Source organism: Nonomuraea sp. NPDC049758, assembly GCF_040674635.1.
Taxonomy (GTDB): Bacteria; Actinomycetota; Actinomycetes; order Streptosporangiales; family Streptosporangiaceae; genus Nonomuraea.
Window position 1 is genome coordinate 646707 of sequence record NZ_JBFAMZ010000003.1, and the last position, 16220, is coordinate 662926.

Annotated in this window: 21 protein-coding genes and 1 tRNA gene; 6 read left to right on the forward strand and 16 right to left on the reverse strand. The window is 73.2% G+C overall.

The genetic code is table 11. The features are described 5' to 3' along the window. Window positions 1–62: 62 nt before the first annotated feature. Window positions 63–812 carry a metallophosphoesterase gene (locus AB0J46_RS11105; RefSeq protein WP_364329471.1) on the reverse strand — a complete coding sequence of 250 codons (750 nt, stop codon included), beginning with the start codon at window positions 810–812 and terminating at the stop codon, window positions 63–65. A 204-nt stretch (window positions 813–1016) separates the two neighbouring features. Here AB0J46_RS11105 and AB0J46_RS11110 point away from each other — a divergent pair, with 204 nt between their 5' ends. The 3 genes from AB0J46_RS11110 (at window position 1017) to AB0J46_RS11120 (ending at window position 4113) form a co-directional block, all read left to right on the forward strand. Further along, window positions 1017–2330, forward strand: a complete 1314-nt coding sequence (locus tag AB0J46_RS11110; RefSeq protein ID WP_364329624.1) for a PLP-dependent aminotransferase family protein — start codon at window positions 1017–1019, stop codon at window positions 2328–2330. Window positions 2331–2366: 36 nt separating this feature from the next. Beyond that, window positions 2367–2552, forward strand: a complete 186-nt coding sequence (locus AB0J46_RS11115; protein ID WP_352326433.1) for a DUF4236 domain-containing protein — start codon at window positions 2367–2369, stop codon at window positions 2550–2552. Window positions 2553–2640: 88 nt separating this feature from the next. After that, the gene (locus tag AB0J46_RS11120; protein WP_364329474.1) at window positions 2641–4113 is read left to right on the forward strand and encodes a pyridoxal-dependent decarboxylase; all 1473 of its coding nucleotides are present in this window, start codon (window positions 2641–2643) and stop codon (window positions 4111–4113) included. On the opposite strand, the gene AB0J46_RS11125 is transcribed toward AB0J46_RS11120, so the two are convergent. The 8 genes from AB0J46_RS11125 to AB0J46_RS11160 all read right to left on the reverse strand — a co-directional run bounded on the left by AB0J46_RS11125 (window position 4110) and on the right by AB0J46_RS11160 (window position 8720). After that, entirely contained in the window at window positions 4110–4556 is a 447-nt protein-coding gene (locus AB0J46_RS11125) for a MarR family transcriptional regulator (RefSeq protein WP_364329477.1), read from the reverse strand. The genes AB0J46_RS11120 and AB0J46_RS11125 overlap by 4 nt on opposite strands. A 77-nt stretch (window positions 4557–4633) precedes the next feature. Then, the gene (locus tag AB0J46_RS11130; RefSeq protein ID WP_364329480.1) at window positions 4634–5275 is read right to left on the reverse strand and encodes a response regulator transcription factor; all 642 of its coding nucleotides are present in this window, start codon (window positions 5273–5275) and stop codon (window positions 4634–4636) included. Next, entirely contained in the window at window positions 5272–6390 is a 1119-nt protein-coding gene (locus tag AB0J46_RS11135) for a histidine kinase (RefSeq protein ID WP_364329483.1), read from the reverse strand. Before AB0J46_RS11135 ends, AB0J46_RS11130 begins: the two co-directional genes overlap by 4 nt. Then, window positions 6387–7184 carry a hypothetical protein gene (locus AB0J46_RS11140; protein WP_364329486.1) on the reverse strand — a complete coding sequence of 266 codons (798 nt, stop codon included), beginning with the start codon at window positions 7182–7184 and terminating at the stop codon, window positions 6387–6389. Before AB0J46_RS11140 ends, AB0J46_RS11135 begins: the two co-directional genes overlap by 4 nt. Before the next feature lie 138 nt (window positions 7185–7322). Beyond that, window positions 7323–7395 (reverse strand) — tRNA-Ala (locus tag AB0J46_RS11145). Between the two features lie 105 nt (window positions 7396–7500). Then, on the reverse strand, window positions 7501–8031 hold the full coding sequence (locus AB0J46_RS11150) for a Clp protease N-terminal domain-containing protein (RefSeq protein ID WP_364329489.1): 531 nt from the start codon (window positions 8029–8031) through the stop codon (window positions 7501–7503). Window positions 8032–8034: 3 nt separating this feature from the next. Further along, window positions 8035–8250 (reverse strand): hypothetical protein, encoded by a 216-nt coding sequence (locus AB0J46_RS11155; RefSeq protein WP_364329492.1) that lies wholly within the window; start codon window positions 8248–8250, stop codon window positions 8035–8037. Window positions 8251–8300: 50 nt separating this feature from the next. Then, window positions 8301–8720, reverse strand: coding sequence for a MarR family transcriptional regulator (locus tag AB0J46_RS11160; RefSeq protein WP_352357956.1), 420 nt, complete (start codon window positions 8718–8720; stop codon window positions 8301–8303). Window positions 8721–8769: 49 nt separating this feature from the next. Here AB0J46_RS11160 and AB0J46_RS11165 point away from each other — a divergent pair, with 49 nt between their 5' ends. Further along, on the forward strand, window positions 8770–9510 hold the full coding sequence (locus AB0J46_RS11165) for a dienelactone hydrolase family protein (RefSeq protein ID WP_364329496.1): 741 nt from the start codon (window positions 8770–8772) through the stop codon (window positions 9508–9510). Window positions 9511–9534: 24 nt separating this feature from the next. Here AB0J46_RS11165 and AB0J46_RS11170 read toward each other — a convergent pair whose 3' ends face one another. The 5 genes from AB0J46_RS11170 to AB0J46_RS11190 form a co-directional block, all read right to left on the reverse strand. Then, complete coding sequence (locus AB0J46_RS11170) at window positions 9535–10356, reverse strand: metal-dependent hydrolase (protein ID WP_364329499.1); 822 nt, start codon at window positions 10354–10356, stop codon at window positions 9535–9537. After that, window positions 10353–11534 carry an MFS transporter gene (locus AB0J46_RS11175; protein ID WP_364329502.1) on the reverse strand — a complete coding sequence of 394 codons (1182 nt, stop codon included), beginning with the start codon at window positions 11532–11534 and terminating at the stop codon, window positions 10353–10355. Before AB0J46_RS11175 ends, AB0J46_RS11170 begins: the two co-directional genes overlap by 4 nt. Window positions 11535–11716: 182 nt before the next feature. Then, entirely contained in the window at window positions 11717–12334 is a 618-nt protein-coding gene (locus AB0J46_RS11180; RefSeq protein WP_364329505.1) for an SRPBCC family protein, read from the reverse strand. Window positions 12335–12365: 31 nt separating this feature from the next. Then, the gene (locus AB0J46_RS11185; protein ID WP_358284008.1) at window positions 12366–12743 is read right to left on the reverse strand and encodes a hypothetical protein; all 378 of its coding nucleotides are present in this window, start codon (window positions 12741–12743) and stop codon (window positions 12366–12368) included. Continuing rightward, on the reverse strand, window positions 12740–13102 hold the full coding sequence (locus AB0J46_RS11190) for a hypothetical protein (protein WP_358284006.1): 363 nt from the start codon (window positions 13100–13102) through the stop codon (window positions 12740–12742). The genes AB0J46_RS11185 and AB0J46_RS11190 overlap by 4 nt, the downstream gene beginning before the upstream one ends. Window positions 13103–13181: 79 nt before the next feature. On the opposite strand from AB0J46_RS11190, the gene AB0J46_RS11195 reads away from it, so the two are divergent. Continuing rightward, entirely contained in the window at window positions 13182–13676 is a 495-nt protein-coding gene (locus tag AB0J46_RS11195; protein WP_364329510.1) for a DUF523 domain-containing protein, read from the forward strand. Here AB0J46_RS11195 and AB0J46_RS11200 read toward each other — a convergent pair. Then, the gene (locus AB0J46_RS11200; protein WP_364329513.1) at window positions 13652–14032 is read right to left on the reverse strand and encodes a hypothetical protein; all 381 of its coding nucleotides are present in this window, start codon (window positions 14030–14032) and stop codon (window positions 13652–13654) included. The genes AB0J46_RS11195 and AB0J46_RS11200 overlap by 25 nt on opposite strands. Window positions 14033–14073: 41 nt before the next feature. Further along, window positions 14074–14673, reverse strand: a complete 600-nt coding sequence (locus AB0J46_RS11205) for a TetR/AcrR family transcriptional regulator (protein WP_364329516.1) — start codon at window positions 14671–14673, stop codon at window positions 14074–14076. A 140-nt stretch (window positions 14674–14813) separates the two neighbouring features. Here AB0J46_RS11205 and AB0J46_RS11210 point away from each other — a divergent pair, with 140 nt between their 5' ends. Continuing rightward, a complete protein-coding gene (locus tag AB0J46_RS11210) occupies window positions 14814–16184 on the forward strand; it encodes a Dyp-type peroxidase (RefSeq protein WP_364329519.1) in 1371 nt (456 codons plus the stop codon). The last annotated feature ends 36 nt before the right edge of the window (window positions 16185–16220 follow it).

Below are 16220 nucleotides of genomic sequence, written 5' to 3' on the forward strand. Positions count from 1 at the left end.
CATGAAGCGAACCGTCCCGGCGCCGGGAAGCCCGCGGCCTCCCGGCCCGCCGCCGTCCGTCCTCAGACCGGTACGACGCGGTGGTGGGTGGTGATCCGGCCGTCGTCGTCCAGCACGTGGAAGACGAGCCCCGGCGGGAGTTCGTAGTCGGCGCAGTCGGCCAGCGTGGTCGCGCCCTCCCACGGCAGCCGCAGCGTGGACACCACGCCGGGCGCGGCGAGCAGCGGGCGGCCGGCGAAGGTGGTGGCCGCCGAGGTGTGGGCGTGGCCGACCAGCACGGCCGTCACGTGCGGGTGCCCGGCCAGCAGGCCGGCGAGGCGTTCCGGGGTGCGGAGCATGATCGTGTCGACCGGCGAGTGCAGCGTCGCGGGCGGGTGGTGGAAGGCCACGAACACCGGCAGGCCGCGTTCCGCGCCGAGCACGCCGTCGAGCCAGGCCAGCGTCTCGTCGTCCAGGTGGCCCTCGGGCCGGCCCGGGACGGAGGAGTCGCACAACACGTAGACGGCCCCGCCGGTGCGGTGGACCCGGTTGACCGGCCCGGACGCGGCCGGCTCGGCGAGCAGCACCCGCCGGAACTCCTCCCGGACGTCGTGGTTGCCGGGGCACAGGAGGACCGGGTGGCGCGAGGTCAGCAGCTTGCGTGCCTGCTCGTACTCCTCAGGCAGACCGTGGTCGGCGATGTCGCCGGTGACGAGCACCGCGTCGAGGTCGTACGGGAGGGCGTCCAGATAGCGCATGACGGCGTCGGCGCGCTCGACGGACCGGTCCGAGCCGCCGAGGTGGATGTCGCTGAGATGGGCGATCACGAGCATGGGCAGAACTTCCTTTCGAGGTACGCCCTCGACGGTAGCCGCCCACCGGCCCACCCGTAAGATCCGGTTTTATGGCGAAATATTGGGCCAGTTCCGGAGTCGACCTGCATCTGGAGCTCGATCCCGCACTCGGGCGGCGGCGGGCCGTCGAGGACGCGCTGCGCGCCGCCGTCCGCGACGGGGCGGCTGCCGCCCGGCACCCGCCTGCCCTCGACCAGGGCGCTCGCGGCCGGGCTCGGCCTCGCCCGCGGCACGGTGAACGCCGCCTACGACCAGCTCGCCGAGGAGGGCTACCTCACCACCCGCCCGGGTTCGGGCACCGAGGTCGCCGACGCCCTCCCGCCCGCCCCCGCGCCGATCGGCTCCCCTTCCGTCGCCGGGCCGGCGCAGCCGGTGCACGACCTTCGTCCCGGGCAGCCGGACGTGTCGGCCTTCCCCGCGCGCGCCTGGCTGCGGGCCACCCGCCACGTGCTCGCCGCGGCCCCCGCCGACGTCTTCGGCCCCTGCGACCCCCGGGGCCGGATCGAACTGCGCACCGCGCTGGCCGGTTACCTCGGCAGGACCCGCGGCGTGCGCACCACCCCCGACCGGATCGTCGTCACCACGGGCTTCGTCCAGTCGCTCAACCTGCTGGCGGGCGTGCTCGGCGCGGGCCCGATCGCCATGGAGGACCCGGGCCACGACTTCTACCGCGAGGTCCTGCTCCGCGCCGGCCGCACGATCGTCCCCCTTCCGGTGGACGAGCAGGGCGCCCGTACCGGCGACCTCACGTCCGGGGTGGCGGCCGCCGTGCTGACCCCGGCGCACCAGTACCCGACCGGCGTCCCGCTGACCCCGGCGCGCCGCCGCCTGCTGCGCGAGTGGGGCGGCCCGGTCATCGAGGACGACTACGACGGCGAGTTCCGCTACGACCGCCGTCCCGTGGGCGCCCTCCAGGGCACGGCCCCCGACCAGGTCGTCTACTGCGGCACCACCTCCGAGTCGCTCTCCCCGGCGCTGCGCCTGGGCTGGATGGCGCTCCCGCCCGCCCTGGTGGGCCCGGTCGCCGAGGCCAAGCTGCACGCCGACGCCCACACCGGCGTGCTGGGCCAGCTCGTCCTGGCCCGGCTGATCGACGACCACGCCTACGACCGGCACGTCCGCGCCGCGCGCCTGCGCTACCGCCGCCGCCGCGACCTGCTGCTGTCGCGGCTCGGCCCGGGACCGGCCGCCCCGCTGCCCGGCGCGCACCTGCCCGGCGTGGCCGCCGGCCTGCGCGCCCTGCTGCTGCTCCCGCCGTCCGGGCCGGCCGAGTCCGCCGTGCTCGCGGCCTGCGAACGGCGCGGCATCGCCCTGCGCGGCCTGAGCCCGCTGCGCCAGACGCCCGGCCCCGGCGGCCTGCTGATCGGGTACGCCGCCCCCTCCGAACGCGCCTTCCCCACCGCCCTGGACGCCCTCGCCGACGCTCTGACCTGGGCATCGGCCGAAGGAAGCACCTCCAGCGCCGAAAACCCCGATATTTTCGGCCTTTCTGGGTAGTTGACCGGCTCTCACCGACCTCGACGGAGGAATCCGATGAGCTGGAGCTACCGCAAGACGATCAAGCTGGGCCCGGTCCGGCTGAACCTGTCCCGCGGCGGCGTTGGACACAGCTGGGGCAACCGGCTGTTCAGGGTGACGCGTACCGCCGACGGCCGCCGTACGCTGTCGGTCAATCTGCCCGGCGGCTTCCACTGGCGCAAGACGCTCAGCGGGCGCTGACCCCCCGCCGGAACGACGGGCCGGAGGCGCGCGGCCTCCGGCCCGTTCCCGTCTTCCCGGGACGCCGCCCGGATGATGATCTGTAGGCATGAACGCCCACATGACCCCCGAGGAGTTCCGCCGCCACGGCAGGCAGGTCGTCGACTGGATCGCGGACTACATGGCGGGCATCGAGTCCCGTCCGGTGATGTCACGGGCCGAGCCGGGGGACGTCCGCCGCGCGTTGCCCGCCAAGCCGCCCGAGCACGGCGAGCCGTTCGAGGCCGTCCTGGACGACCTGAACACCATCCTGCTGCCCGGCATCACCCACTGGCAGCACCCCGCCTTCTTCGCCTACTACCCCTCCAACGCCAGCGGCCCCGCCATCCTCGGCGACCTGCTCTCCAGCGGCCTCGGCGTGCAGGGCATGTTGTGGGTCACCAGCCCCGCCTGCACCGAGCTGGAGACGGTGGTGGTGGACTGGCTGGCGAGCCTGCTCGGCCTGCCCGCGCACTTCAGGACGGACGCGCGCGGCGGCGGCGTGATCCAGGACTCGGCGTCGAGCGCCTGCCTGGTGGCGCTGCTCGCCGCCCTGCACCGGGCGAGCGGCGGCCGGGTCACGCGCACGGGCGTCGCCGAGCGGTACACGATCTACGTCTCGTCGCAGACGCACTCCTCGCTGGAGAAGGCCGCCCGCGTCGCGGGCCTCGGCTCCGACGGCGTACGGGTGGTGGACGTGCACCCCCGTACGCTGGCCATGGACCCGGGACGGCTGCGCGAGCTGATCGCGGCCGACAAGGCCGCCGGCGCGGTCCCCGCGATGGTCTGCGCCACCGTCGGCACCACCTCCTCGGCCGCCGTCGACCCGGTGCCGGAGATCGGCGAGGTGTGCCGCGAGCACGACGTGTGGCTGCACGTGGACGCCGCCTACGCCGGGGTCGCCGCCGTCTGCCCCGAGTTCCGCGGGCTCAACGACGGCGTGGCCGAGTACGCCGACACCTACTCCACCAATCCGCACAAATGGCTGCTGACCAACTTCGACTGCACCGTCCTGTGGACGGCCGACCGCGCCCCCTTGCTCGGCGCGCTGTCGATCCTGCCGGAGTACCTGCGCAACGCCGCGACCACGGCCGGCTCGGTGGTCGACTACCGCGACTGGCAGATCCCGCTGGGCCGCCGGTTCAGAGCGCTGAAACTGTGGTCGGTGATCCGCTGGTACGGCGCCGAGGGCCTGCGCGCCCACATCCGCAAGGGCGTCTCCCTGGCCCAGCACCTGGCCGCCCTGATCGCCGCCGACCCCGCCTTCGAACTGCACGAGCCGCACCCGCTCGGCCTGGTCTGCTTCCGCCCCCGCTGGCCCGGCCTGCCACCCGCCGACGCCGACGCCGCCACGCTGCGCCTGATGGAGACCCTGAACGCCGGCGGCTCCCTCTACCTGACGCACACCGCGATCGGCGGCCGGATCGTGCTCCGCATGGCCGTCGGCGGCCCCGCCACCGAACTCCGCCACGTGGACCGGGCCTGGGCCGACATCCGCGAGGGACACGCCGCCCTGGCCAGGGAGACCGCCCGTGACGACTAGATCGGCAGCCCCGCCTGGGTGGCGAGCGTGCCGAGGACCCTGGCGAGCACGGCCCGGTCCCGCGGGCCGAGCCCGCCGGTCAGCTCGGCGTCGAGCTCCAGCGTCACCTCCAGGCACCGGCCGAGCAGCGCGCGCCCCTCGGCGGTGAGGTCGAGGAGCTGACGCCGCCGGTCGCCGGGGTCGCGCACCCGGGAGATCGCGCCGAGCCGTTCGAGGTGGTCGGCCAGCGTCACCACCAGGCTCGGCGCGACGCCCATGGTCTTGGCGACGTCGAGCTGCGAGGCCGCGCCGCGCGCCTCCAGCAGGGTCATCAGCCCGACGTGCTTGGGCTTGAGGTCGAGCGGGACGAGCGCGGCCGTGAACCGCTCGGTCAGGATCGCCCCGAGCGTCCCGATCCTGAAGGCCATCGTCCCCGCCACCGACACCGGCTTGACTTCGTCCACGCGCACAATGCTAGCCTCGATACATCATTCAGAGCATGAATGATTCGAGCTACCCGCCGCGTCCGGTGCGCGGCCGCTCAGGGGCGGCGGTTCAGGCCGTGCTCGTAGGCCCAGATGACCGCCTGGACCCGGTCGCGCAGCCCGAGCTTGGCCAGGATGCGGCCGACGTGGGTCTTGACGGTGCCCTCCGACAGGAACAGCGCGCCCGCGATCTCGGCGTTCGTCTCGCCCCAGGCGATGTGCCGCAGCACCTCCCGCTCCCGTTCGGTCAGCGGGTCGGGCCCGGCGTCCGGCAGGTGCGGCGCGACGTGGTCGAGCAGGCGGCGGGTGGTCGAGGGGGCGATCACCGCGTCCCCCCGGTGGACGGTCCGCACCGCGGCCAGCAGCTCCTCGGCGGGGGCGTCCTTGAGCAGGAACCCCGACGCGCCGGCCCGCAGCGCGGCGAAGGCGTACTCGTCCAGGTCGAAGGTGGTCAGGACGATCACCTTGGGCGCGCCGGGGGTCGTCAGCAGCCGCCGGGTCGCCTCGACGCCGTCCATGCGCGGCATGCGGACGTCCATGAGCACCACGTCCGCCGTCACCGCGCGCAGTCCGGCCAGCGCCTCCACCCCGTCGCCGGCCTCCCCCACCACGCGCATGTCGTCCTGGGCGTCGATCACCATCACCGTGCCGGTACGCACCAGCCGCTGGTCGTCGACGACGTACACGCCGATGGTCATGCCGGGTACGGAAGGCGGGCCTCGACGACGAACCCGCCTTCCTCCTCCGTCCGGACGTCCAGGGTCCCGCCCAGCGCGGTCACCCGCTCGCGCATGCCCGCCAGCCCGTTCCCCGTCCCGTCACCGCACGTCGTGGCGAAAGCGGTGCCGCCCGCGTCGCCGGCGGTGATGCGCAGGGCGTCGTCCGTCCACTCCAGCCGGAGGGTGCTGCGCGCGCCCGCGCCCGCGTGCTTGAGCGTGTTCGTCAGCGCCTCCTGCACCACGCGGTAGGCGACGAGATCGGCCCCCGGCCCGAGGGGACGCGGCGTGCCGCGGACGATCTCCTCGACGGGCAGCCCGGCGTCCCTGGTCCGCGCCACCAGGTCCGGCAGGCCGGTCAGTCCGGGCGGTGGCCCGTCCCCGGGCGTGGCGCGCAGCGCGCCGACGGCGGCCCGCATGTCGGTGAGGGCCGCGCGGCCCGTCTCCTCGATGGTGGCCAGGATCTCGGCCGCCCGCGCGGGCGCGAACCGGCCGCCCCTGGCCTGGGCGACGATGACGGCCAGCGCGTGGGCGACCACGTCGTGCATCTCCCTGGCGATCCTGGCCCGTTCCTCGGCGGTGGCCCGCGCCGCGGCCTCGCCGGCCCGCCCCCGCAGCAGGTCGAGGTGGGCGAGCTGGGTCCGCCGGTACAGCCCGAGTCCCCACGCCGCGACCACCACCGCGGCCAGCAACGCCAGCAGCAGCCACGGGTCCGGCCCGAGCCCGGCCGCCGCGACGCTGGAGTCGGTCGCGAACCTGGCCGCCGCCGTCCCCGCCCCCGCCAGGCCGACCACCAGCGGCGGATGCCGCCGGGCGTGGGCGGCGCAGGAGTAGACCGCGAGCGGGAACAGCGCCGACGACGGCAGCACGAGGAACAACCCGGTCACCGCGACCTGGACGGCGAAGGCCGCGGCGACCACGAGGAACGCCCACGTCCGCCGCCGGTACGCCACGGCCGCGTGCGCCGCCAGGCAGGCCCCCGCCAGCAGGACCGCCCGCACGCCGGGCGCCGACAACACCGCCACCGTCAGGGAGAGCGGGAACAGTGTCACCCCGGCGACCAGGGCCAGGAGCACGTCGGCGCGGCGGGGCGTCATCGTGCCGTCGTGCGCTGGTAGGAGAGGGTGGCCCCGGCGACCGCGAGTCCGAACAGCAGCCAGCTCCCGTACACGACCGCGACCGCCGCCACCGTGGCCGGCTCGGACAGCGGCACGGGCCCCTGGGTGAGACCGAGGAGCTGGGAGAACGTGCCTAGAACGGACATGGCTCCCATAGTGGTCAACATGGCGGCGCCCGTCCAACCGCCGGCCAGCACCAGCCGCCGCGGCAGCGACCGTCCCCACCTCTGCACGAGGGCCAGCGAGCCGACCGCGCCGATGACCAGCATGATCGTCTCACCGTACGGGAAGCCCTCGCCGTAGTCCGCGGGGCGCAGCAGGGTGCCGCCCGCCGACCAGTAGAGCTTGGCGAGGGGGTAGACGAACCCGAGGGCGAACGCGGCGTACCCGAGCCAGGGCCCGCCGGGCACTCTGATCCGCGGCAGCAGCAACGCGCCCAGCAGCGCGCAGCCCGCCAGGCTGAGCCCGCGCAGCGCCATCCCCGGCCAGTCGACCTGCGCGAACTCCCCGGCGGGGATGCCGGTGAGCGCGAAGAAGGCGCGGAAGACGTCGAGCACGAGCCCGCCCGCCGACCACAGCAGCAGCAGGACGGGCAGCAGCCCCGCCGGATGCGGCCGCACCACGAAGACCGCCCCCACCCCGGCGGCCAGCACGGTCACCCAGTGCGGCGCGAACCCCATGGTGTACGGCAGCCCCGGCAGCGGCGCGAGCGCGAGCGCCACGACGAGCGCGAGGACGGAGAGCGCCGAGATCTGCAGTCGTTGAAGTCGCATGCCCCGACGATCCCGGCTCCGGCCCGCCACCCGCGTCTCCCCCAGGTCCGGACAAGAGATGACCTGAGAGGTATTGACACGGCCTGGCAGAGGCATGAAAAAAGGTGACGCCCTTGCGGACGCCACCTTTTTCTTCTGTGGAGCTATGGGGATTCGAACCCCAGACCTCCTCCATGCCATGGAGGCGCGCTACCAACTGCGCCATAGCCCCTTGCGATCACCAAGTGTATAGGACTTCCGGACCCCTTGCGTCACGCCGGATCCCGCGCCCCGGCGGGCCGGAGGAGCTCTCCGGCCCGCCCCGAACGGCGTGGCGTCAGGCGGCGCGGCGGGACGGGATGCCCGCCTCCCTGACCAGCGCGGCCACGTCGACCCCGGCCTCGCGGAGCAGGCGGCCGGCGCCGTTCGCGCCGTCGGCGAGCAGGCCCCACAGCAGCCGTTCGCCGGTGACCGGCCCCGGCTTCCACATCGCCACCTCGATCACCTTCCTGGCGTGCATGGCCAGCGGGATCGTGCCCAGCGGCCCGTCCAGGGCGACGCGCAGCGGGCGCAGCCTGGACCGGCGCAGGGCCCACTGGTCGGGCGCGTCGGTTCCGGCCCGGGTGCGGCGGTGCACCTCGTCGAGGTCGATGCCGAGGGTGGCCAGCAGCGCACGCGCGTCGCCCAGGTCGATGCGGGCGCGCAGGCCGGCGCCGGAGGCGGTGAACGACGACAGCGAGAACGGCCGCACCTCGGCCACGCCCAGCAGCAGGAGGTCGGCGTCGAGCGTGGCGCGGTGGGCGTCGAGCGCGAGGATCCCGGCCCGGACCACCGCCCGGCGGGCGCCTTCCGTGAACCTGTCGAACACCTGCTACCTCCCCGTTCTGCGGGCGTGCTTGCGATGTGCGGACTGCCGCCGGACCCCGAGCGCGCCGGCGATCTGCTCCCACGACCACCCCGCCGCGCGGGCGTTGCTGACGTGGACGGCCTCCAGCTCCTCCAGCACGGCCCTGAGCGCGGCCACCGCCGCGAGGCCCGTTCCGGGGTCGCGGTCGGCTGCCGCCCCGGCCAGTTCGGTGACGTCCATGGTGTCAGCATGTGCTGACAGAGGGCCGCTTGTCAACACATGCTGACGCCTCAGAGCCGTTCGGCCAGGTCGGCGAGGACGGGCAGGGCCGCGGCGAGGCGTTCACGCTCGTCGGGGGTGAGCGAGTCGACGGCCGCGGCCAGGCGTTCGGTGATCACCTGTTCCCGGCTGACCAGCGCGGCGCGGCCGGAGCCGGTGATGGCGGTGATCACCCGCCGCCGGTCGGCCGGGTCGGGCTCGCGGGCCACCATGCCGCGCTGGTGGAGGCCACCCAGGACGGTGCCGATCGCCTGGGCGGTGATGCGTTCCAGGTGCGCGAGCTGGGCCGAGGTGTGCGGCCCGTCCCGGTCGAGGCGGGAGAGCACGGCGAGCTCGGTGAACGACACGTCGTCGCCCGAGGCGTTGGTGTAAAGCTGCCGGATGCGGCGGGCGAGCCGCCCGACCGAGATCCGCAGTTCCTTGGCGAGCACAAAACCAAGTCTAGCTTTATCAATCCAGCTTTGGTAGTTTCCCGGCACTATGTGCTACGACAACGACGCCGCACCGCCGCGCCCGCAACCGCCGATCACCGGCACCCGCTCCGCCGACCTCCGCCTGACCTCCGCCGACGGCACATCGTTCGCCGCCTACGAGTCCCGTCCCGACCGGGTGAGCGGGCCCGGCGTCGTGATCCTCCCCGACGTCCGCGGCCTGCACGGCTTCTACAAGCAGCTCGCCGTACGGCTGGCCGAGCAGGGCCATCCGGCGCTCGCCCTCGACTACTACGGCAGGACCGCCACCGACGACGACCGGGGCGAGTCGTTCCAGGTCATGGCGCACATCACCAAGCTGACCAGGGAGAACATCCAGGCCGACCTCCAGGCCGCGACCGGGCACCTAGGACGTCCGGCGGTGGCGCTCGGCTTCTGCATGGGCGGCCGGAACGCCTTCTTCGCCTCGGCGCCCAGGTTCGGGTTCGCCGGCGTGATCGGGTTCTACGGCGTGCCGGGGATCGCCGGCCCGTACGGCCCCGGCCCGACTCAGCACGCCGCCGAGCTGGGCGCGCCGATCCTCGGCCTGTTCGGCGGGGCCGACGAGGGCATCCCGGCCGACCAGGTGGCGCAGTTCGGAGCCGCGCTGACCGGGGCCGGGGTGGAGCACGAGATCGTCGTCTACCCGGACGCCCCGCACGGCTTCTTCGACGAGGCCCACGGCGAGCACGAGGCGATCTGCGCGGACGCGTGGCGCCGGGTCCTCGCCTTCCTGGCCGCGAGAGCCTGACACGGGCCCCCCATTAAGGGCCCGCTAGCCGCAGGTGGTGCGCATGGTGAGGGCGGCCTCCTCCAGGGTGAACGCGACCTCGACCGTGCCCAGCTCGGCCGTGTCGCGCACGTGCGTGCCGCCGCACGGGATCGACGCCTCGCCCTCGGGCAGCGAGCAGTGCCAGGTGCGCAACGCGGTCAGACCGGGCCCCGGCACGTCGAGCCGGACCGGCGCCCGGGCCGCCACCCATGTGCCGAGCTGCTCGTTCACCCGCCGGGCCAGCTCGGTGAGGTCCAGGTCGTCGGCGGAGAAGCCCTTCTTGCGCAGCGACTTGCCAAGGCGGTATTCGTCCACGCTGCCGTGCGGCAGGATGCGCGAGGAGGTGATCGCCGTCTGGTCGAAGTCGGGGTGGCCGAGCCGGTCCTGCCGCACCTCCTTGCGCCACCTGTCCGCCAGCGCCGCGTTGAGCGCCAGCGCGGCCAGGTGGCAGGCGGTGTGGCCGGCCGAGAGCGCCGCCCGGTATCCGGCGTCCACCTCCAGGTCCACCTCGGCGCCGACGGGCAGCGGGGTGTCGGTGACGTGGACGACCAGCCACTCCCAGCCCTCGGCGCCCCGGCGGACCGGGATGGACTCGCCGACGAAGATCTCACCGTCGTTCGACTGGGCCCCTGTCACGCAGTCGAGGACCGGCAGCTCGCCGATCGTCCCCCGGTCTGCGGGCTGGTCGGGCCAGGTGTGGTCGAGGGGATGGAACGGCGTCTCGGCGGTGACGAGGCCGTGCCGGTCCCCCACCGGCACGGCCCCGACAATCGGGGAACGGCCGCTGACCCGGCCGTTGGGGAAGGTGACGACAGTGGATCTCACCTGGTCATTGTGGCAGGGCGGCGCTCGTCCTCCAGATAACGGTCGCGGCCGGCGTACAGGCCGGTGAGGAGCTGGACGGCGATCACACCGAAGATCAGCACGTACGTCAGCGACCAGCCGCCGGTCATCTGGTAGATCACCCCGACCAGCAGCGGGCCGGCGCCGGCGATGAGATATCCGGCGCTCTGCCCGAAGGCCGACAGCGCGGCCGTGCTCTCCGGCGTACGGGTGCGCAGCCCCAGCATCACCAGCGCCAGCGGGAACGACCCCATGCCGACCGCCACGAACACCACCCAGACCATGGCGGTCGAGGAGGGCGCGAACCACAGCCCGAGGAAGCCGATCGTGTAGAACACGACCAGCCCCACGACGACCGGCCGCTGGTCGCGGAAGCGCGCGGCGATCGTCGGCACGAGGATCGAGACCGGGATGTTCAGGGCGGTGAACACGCCGAGCATGATCCCGGCCTGCGAGGAGGTGTATCCCCCGTCGGTCAGGATCGTGGCCAGCCACCCGAACATGATGTAGGCGATCATCGACTGGGTGCCGAAGTAGATCGCCACCATCCAGGCGAGCCTGCTCCTGAGCAGGGTCGAGATGCCCGCGTCCCGGCTGCCCGTGTCCCGCTCCGGCTCACTGCGCAGCAGCGCAAGCCACGGAATGGCGGCCACGGCGGCCAGGGCCGCCCACACGCCGAGCGCGATGTGCCAGTCCCCCGACGCGCGCTCGATCGGCACGGTCGCGGCGGCGGCCAGCATGGTGCCCGCCGCCAGGGCCGTGGTGTAGACGGTGGTCATGATCCCGGTACGCGCCGGGAAGTGGCGCTTGATCAGCGTCGGGATGAGCACGTTCCCGACGGCGCCGCCGGACAGCGCGACCGCGCTGCTCAGCAGGAACACCGGGGCCGACCCGACCAGCGACCTGACCAGCATGCCCGAGCCGAGGGTGACCAGCGCGAGCAGCAGCAGCCGGTGCTCGCCGATCCGGCGGGCCAGGGTGGGGGTGATCGCGCCGACGCCGGCGAAGGCCAGCACGGGCAGCGTGGTGAGCAGGCCGGTGCCGACGCTGCTCATGCCGAGCGCCCCGGCGAGCTGGTCGAGCAGCGGCCCGACGCTGGTGACCGCCGTGCGCAGGTTCAGCGCCGCCAGAACGATGCCCAGCACGAGAAGCCAGGCCAAGGGGGCGGTTCTGCCTGTTCTGCCACGGGCCTCTTGGGCTAGCACGCTCATGCTGGTCAGGTCCTCCACTCATCAAATCATGGGACGAATCACCACCTTAACAGGACCGAAATGTCCCTTTATTCCTGGACATGAGAAAGCCCCCGGGGCGGGGGCTGAGATTCTCGGGGAAAGATCCCGTCCTACAGGACCGGGCTCGGGCCCTCAGGGGGCTGGTTGCGCGGGGGAACGGGGCCGGGGGGCGGCAGGGTGCCGCTCGGCGGGTAGTGGCCGCCACCGACGGTGCCGGGCGGGACCGGCGCGCCGCTGTCGCCGTAGGTGGAACCGTGCTCGTGCTGGTACTGGTGGGCGCCGGGGACGTCGCCGCGCCAGCCGCCCGTCTCGCCGCCGCGCGACTCGATGAACGACTTGAACCGCTCCATGTCGTTCCTGATGCGCAGCCGGACGATCTGCAGCGCGTCGCCGACTGTCTCGACGACGCCCTCCGGGTCGTACTCCATCTGGAGGGTGACCTTGGTGGTGTCGGCGTCGATGCGGTGGAAGGTGACGACGCCCGCGTGATGCGGCGAGTCCGTGCCGCGCCAGGCGACGCGCTCGTCGGGGTGCTGCTCGGTGATCTCGGCCTGGAACTCGCGGCGGACCCCGGCGATCTCGACCACCCACTCGGTGAGCGTGTCGGAGATCTGCTTGACGGACTCCACGCCCTCCATGAACTCGGGGAAGCTCTCGAACTGGGTCCACTGGTTGTAGGCCACGCGGATCGGGACGTTGACGTCTACTGAGTGCTCGATCGTGCTCATGGGGTCTGTCCCTGCCCGCCCACGCCCGGCGTTAACGCCTGCGCAGCAGCCAGTAGAGCCCCACGAAGGGCAGCACGAGCGGGATGAACAGGTAACCCTTGCCGTACGACGACCACACCGTGGCGTCGGGGAAGGCCGCCGGGTCGGCCACGCTCGCGGTGCCGATCAGCAGCACCCCGGCCAGCTCGATGACGAGCGCGCCGAGCGCGAGACGGCGGGCGCCGCGCACGAGGGCGACGGTGAGCACGACGTAGACCAGCGCGGCGAACGCCGACAGCGCGTAGGCCAGCGGCGCCTCGCCGAACCTGGTGGCGATCTGCACCGCCGCCCGCGCCCCGGCCGCCAGCGAGAACAGCCCGTAGACGGCGACCAGCGCGCGCCCGGGGCCGGTGCCGATCGGGGCGCTCACGCCACGCCCTGCCAGATCTGCAGCAGCCGCGCGTTCATCACCGCGATCGCGAACCCGGCCACGACCAGGATCGCCGTGCCCCACCGGCTGCGCTCGGCCAGCGCGAGGAACACCCCGGCGGGCGGGATGAGCACCTGACCGCCGATGTACCCGAACAGCGTGGCCTTCTCCGGCGGCCCCTCGCCGCCGCTCACCGCCGCGATCACGAACCCGGCCTGCACCAGGATCGCCACCTCCAGCACGGCGAAGCCGACCAGCAGGACCATGCCCATGGGCCGGTCGCGGACGGCGACGACCAGGCTCGCCAGCATGAGCAGCAGTGAGCCGACGATGACGATCGTGGCGACGGTGGTGTTCATCGCGACACAGGTTAGCGCCCGTGCGGGTCGCCCTCGCCGCCGTCCCGCTGGTGCCGATCGCGCTCATAGGATCGGGGACGTGCAGAGAATCCTCGTCAGCGCCTGCCTGATGGGCCGCCGGGTCCGCTACGACGGCGGCGCGAAGACCAGCGCCGACGCCCTGCTCGCGGGCTGGCGGGCGGAGGGCCGGCTGGTGGTCTTCTGCCCCGAGGTGGCCGGCGGGCTGCCCGTTCCGCGCCCGGCGGCCGAGATCGAGGGCGGCGCGGGCGGGGCGGCGGTGCTCTCCGGCGACGCCCGCGTGCTGGCGAGCGACGGCTCCGACGTGACGGCCGAGTTCGTGGCGGGGGCGCGGGCCGCGCTCGAGGCCGCCCGCTCGGCCGGGGTCCGGCTGGCCGTGCTCAAGGAGGGCAGCCCCTCGTGCGGCGCGCTGGCGATTTATGACGGAACGTTCGGCGGCCGGCGGGTGCCGGGCCAGGGGGTGACCACCGCCCTGCTCGAAGCGCACGGCGTCCGCGTGTTCACCGAGGACCAGCTGCCCGCGGCGGCCGATCACCTGCGCGATCTGGAGGCGTAGAAGGCCCCGGCCAGCCCGGCGGCCAGCAGCACCGCCATCGTGTCGTGGAACCAGGTGCTCAGCGCCGTGGCCGCCGACGGGTGCAGGGCCAGCGCCAGGATGCCGATCAGCACGCCGCCCAGCGCCCCCGCGTGGGTGTAGACCAGGCCGTCCCAGGCCCACCGGCGGCGGGTCAGCGCGCCGTGGCCGCCGGCGAGCAGGCCCAGGGCGCACAAGGTCTCCACGACCACCGCGGGCGGCACGACCGGCTGGGACAGCGGGCCGACCGTGACGCCCGAGTGCAGCAGCGCGGCCCCGGCGAAGATCAGCGCGTAGGCCAGGGAGAGCGCGCCGAGGGCTTTGCGCAGTGCGTCCATGGGCTACACGCTCGCATCGCGGCGGGCCGGCGGAATCGTCCTCAGGGAGAAGGCCGCGGTACGCCGCCCGTCGTAGCCAGCATGCGGCGGACGATCCGGATCACCTCGTCGATGGTCACCTGGGCGTCCCCGTCGGACTCGCAGGCCGCCACCTCGCGCCCGGCCTCCCCCATCACCGTGGTCAGCAGCACCACCAGCACGTTGCCCTCCGGCGTGTCCGCCAGGCCGAGCAGCCGCTTGTTGCCGCCGATCCACTCCCAGCCGCGCTGCCTGCGCAGGGTCGTGAACTCCGCCGGGCCGTCGTTCTCCAGGAACAGCCTGGCCACGTCGCGCTGCTCCCACGAGCCCTCCAGATAGGCGCGGGCGCCGGCCAGGAACCGTTCCTCACCGGCGCCGGCGGTGGCCTTGGCCGCACGGGAGGTGCGTTCCTCCTGGCTGCGCATGAACTGCTCCCACAGGGCCAGGAACAGGCCCGGCTTGCCGCCGAAATGGTGGTACAGGCTGCCGACGCTGATGCCCGACGTCTCGACGATGTCGGCGACGGTGGCCTCGGCGTACCCCTTGGCCAGGAAGACCTCGCGGGCCGCGCGCAGCAGCGTGTCGCGGGTGCCGCTGGAACGTCCCCAGCCCCGGTTCTTCATCCGGTCATTATGTACGGTCCGCCGGGTTTGATCAGGAAATCGAACTGACCTGATCAAGTGGAAACTTTCTCGCATTCCCGGGAGTCGTACAGATGCAGGGGGCCCGATTCATTTCGAAACGGGGAAAGGAATCGGCGACAATGGCTGTCGACCTGAACAACGCACAACCCCTGGCCTGGGATTCGGCCAAACTCGACACGGACACCAAGGAGATGCTGGACAATCTCCAGCCCAACATTCTCCGCGCGCACGTGCGCGAGCACCTGTCCGTGCTGTTCGTCAGGTTCAACGACGTCGCCGCGGGAAAGGCGTTCCTGCGGCACATCGCCGTCACGAAGATGAAGTCGGCGCGCCGGCACCTTGAGGAGGTGCGCGCGTTCGGCGCGAACGGCCGGCGCGGCACGCCGTACGTCGGCATCGGCATCAGCAAGGCCGGCTACCGCGACCTCGGCCACTCGGTCGAGGACGTGCGCAGGTTCGGCGACAAGGCGTTCCGCGACGGCATGAAGCGGCGCGGCGCCGAGCTGGACGACCCGCCGGTGACGGAGTGGGAGCCCGCCTACCAGCGGGAGATCCACGCCGTCATCCTCATCGGCGACGCCCGCCAGGACCGGGTCGAGGAGCTGCGCGAGGAGATCCTGGGCGAGCTGCCCGCCGGCGCGCGACTGCTCGGCGAGGAGACCGGCCACGGCATGCGCAACCCCGCCGGCGACGGCATCGAGCACTTCGGGTACGTGGACGGCCGCAGCCAGCCGCTGTTCGTGCGGGACGAGGTGGACAAGGAGCCCAAGGAGCACTGGGACCCCGCCTTCCCGCTCTCCAACATCCTGGTCGCCGACCCCTTCGCACCGCACCCGGAGCGGCATTTCGGCAGCTACCTGGTCTTCAGGAAGCTGGAGCAGAACGTACGGGCGTTCAAGGAGATCGAGCAGGACCTGGCCGACGCCCTCGGCCTGCTCGGCGCCGACCGGGACCGCGCGGGCGCCATGCTCGTCGGCCGCTTCAAGGACGGCACCCCCGTCACGCTCAAGCAGAAGCCGGGCGGGGGCCCGGTGACCAACGACTTCACCTTCGACGACGACCCGGGCTCGAAGTGCCCCTTCAGCGGGCACATCAGGAAGACGAACCCGCGATCGTTCGGCCGTGAGGTCCTCATGGCCCGCCGGGGCCAGACCTACGGCGACCGCACCGACGACCCATGGGACGACTCCCCGCCCGGCGCCCGCCCGAGCGGCGAGGTCGGCCTGCTGTTCATGGCGTTCAACAGCAGCCTGCTCGCCCAGTTCGAGTTCACCCAGCAGAGCTGGGCGAACAACGAGGACTTCCAGAACCCGGCGACCGGCCACGACCCGCTCATCGGGCAGGGAGCCCGCGACGTCAAGGTGAGCTGGCCGAAGGTGTGGGGCCGGGCCGAGCCGTCGGCTCCGCAGGCGCAGGTCGCCCAGACGATCACGATGAAGGGCGGCGAGTACTTCTTCGCGCCGTCCCTGGCCTATCTCCGCAACCTGTGACATCCGGGCCCGGCGGGAACACCCCCGCCGGGCCCG

What these genes read in the sequence shown, in the direction of transcription:
- AB0J46_RS11105 (WP_364329471.1), bottom strand. Translation starts at nt 812, where the DNA reads ATGCTCGTGATCGCCCATCTCAGCGACATCCACCTCGGCGGCTCGGAC.
- AB0J46_RS11115 (WP_352326433.1), top strand. Translation starts at nt 2,367, where the DNA reads ATGAGCTGGAGCTACCGCAAGACGATCAAGCTGGGCCCGGTCCGGCTG.
- AB0J46_RS11120 (WP_364329474.1), top strand. Translation starts at nt 2,641, where the DNA reads ATGAACGCCCACATGACCCCCGAGGAGTTCCGCCGCCACGGCAGGCAG.
- AB0J46_RS11130 (WP_364329480.1), bottom strand. Translation starts at nt 5,275, where the DNA reads ATGACCATCGGCGTGTACGTCGTCGACGACCAGCGGCTGGTGCGTACC.
- AB0J46_RS11135 (WP_364329483.1), bottom strand. Translation starts at nt 6,390, where the DNA reads ATGACGCCCCGCCGCGCCGACGTGCTCCTGGCCCTGGTCGCCGGGGTG.
- AB0J46_RS11140 (WP_364329486.1), bottom strand. Translation starts at nt 7,184, where the DNA reads ATGCGACTTCAACGACTGCAGATCTCGGCGCTCTCCGTCCTCGCGCTC.
- AB0J46_RS11155 (WP_364329492.1), bottom strand. Translation starts at nt 8,250, where the DNA reads ATGGACGTCACCGAACTGGCCGGGGCGGCAGCCGACCGCGACCCCGGA.
- AB0J46_RS11165 (WP_364329496.1), top strand. Translation starts at nt 8,770, where the DNA reads ATGTGCTACGACAACGACGCCGCACCGCCGCGCCCGCAACCGCCGATC.
- AB0J46_RS11180 (WP_364329505.1), bottom strand. Translation starts at nt 12,334, where the DNA reads ATGAGCACGATCGAGCACTCAGTAGACGTCAACGTCCCGATCCGCGTG.
- AB0J46_RS11190 (WP_358284006.1), bottom strand. Translation starts at nt 13,102, where the DNA reads ATGAACACCACCGTCGCCACGATCGTCATCGTCGGCTCACTGCTGCTC.
- AB0J46_RS11200 (WP_364329513.1), bottom strand. Translation starts at nt 14,032, where the DNA reads ATGGACGCACTGCGCAAAGCCCTCGGCGCGCTCTCCCTGGCCTACGCG.
- AB0J46_RS11205 (WP_364329516.1), bottom strand. Translation starts at nt 14,673, where the DNA reads ATGAAGAACCGGGGCTGGGGACGTTCCAGCGGCACCCGCGACACGCTG.
- AB0J46_RS11210 (WP_364329519.1), top strand. Translation starts at nt 14,814, where the DNA reads ATGGCTGTCGACCTGAACAACGCACAACCCCTGGCCTGGGATTCGGCC.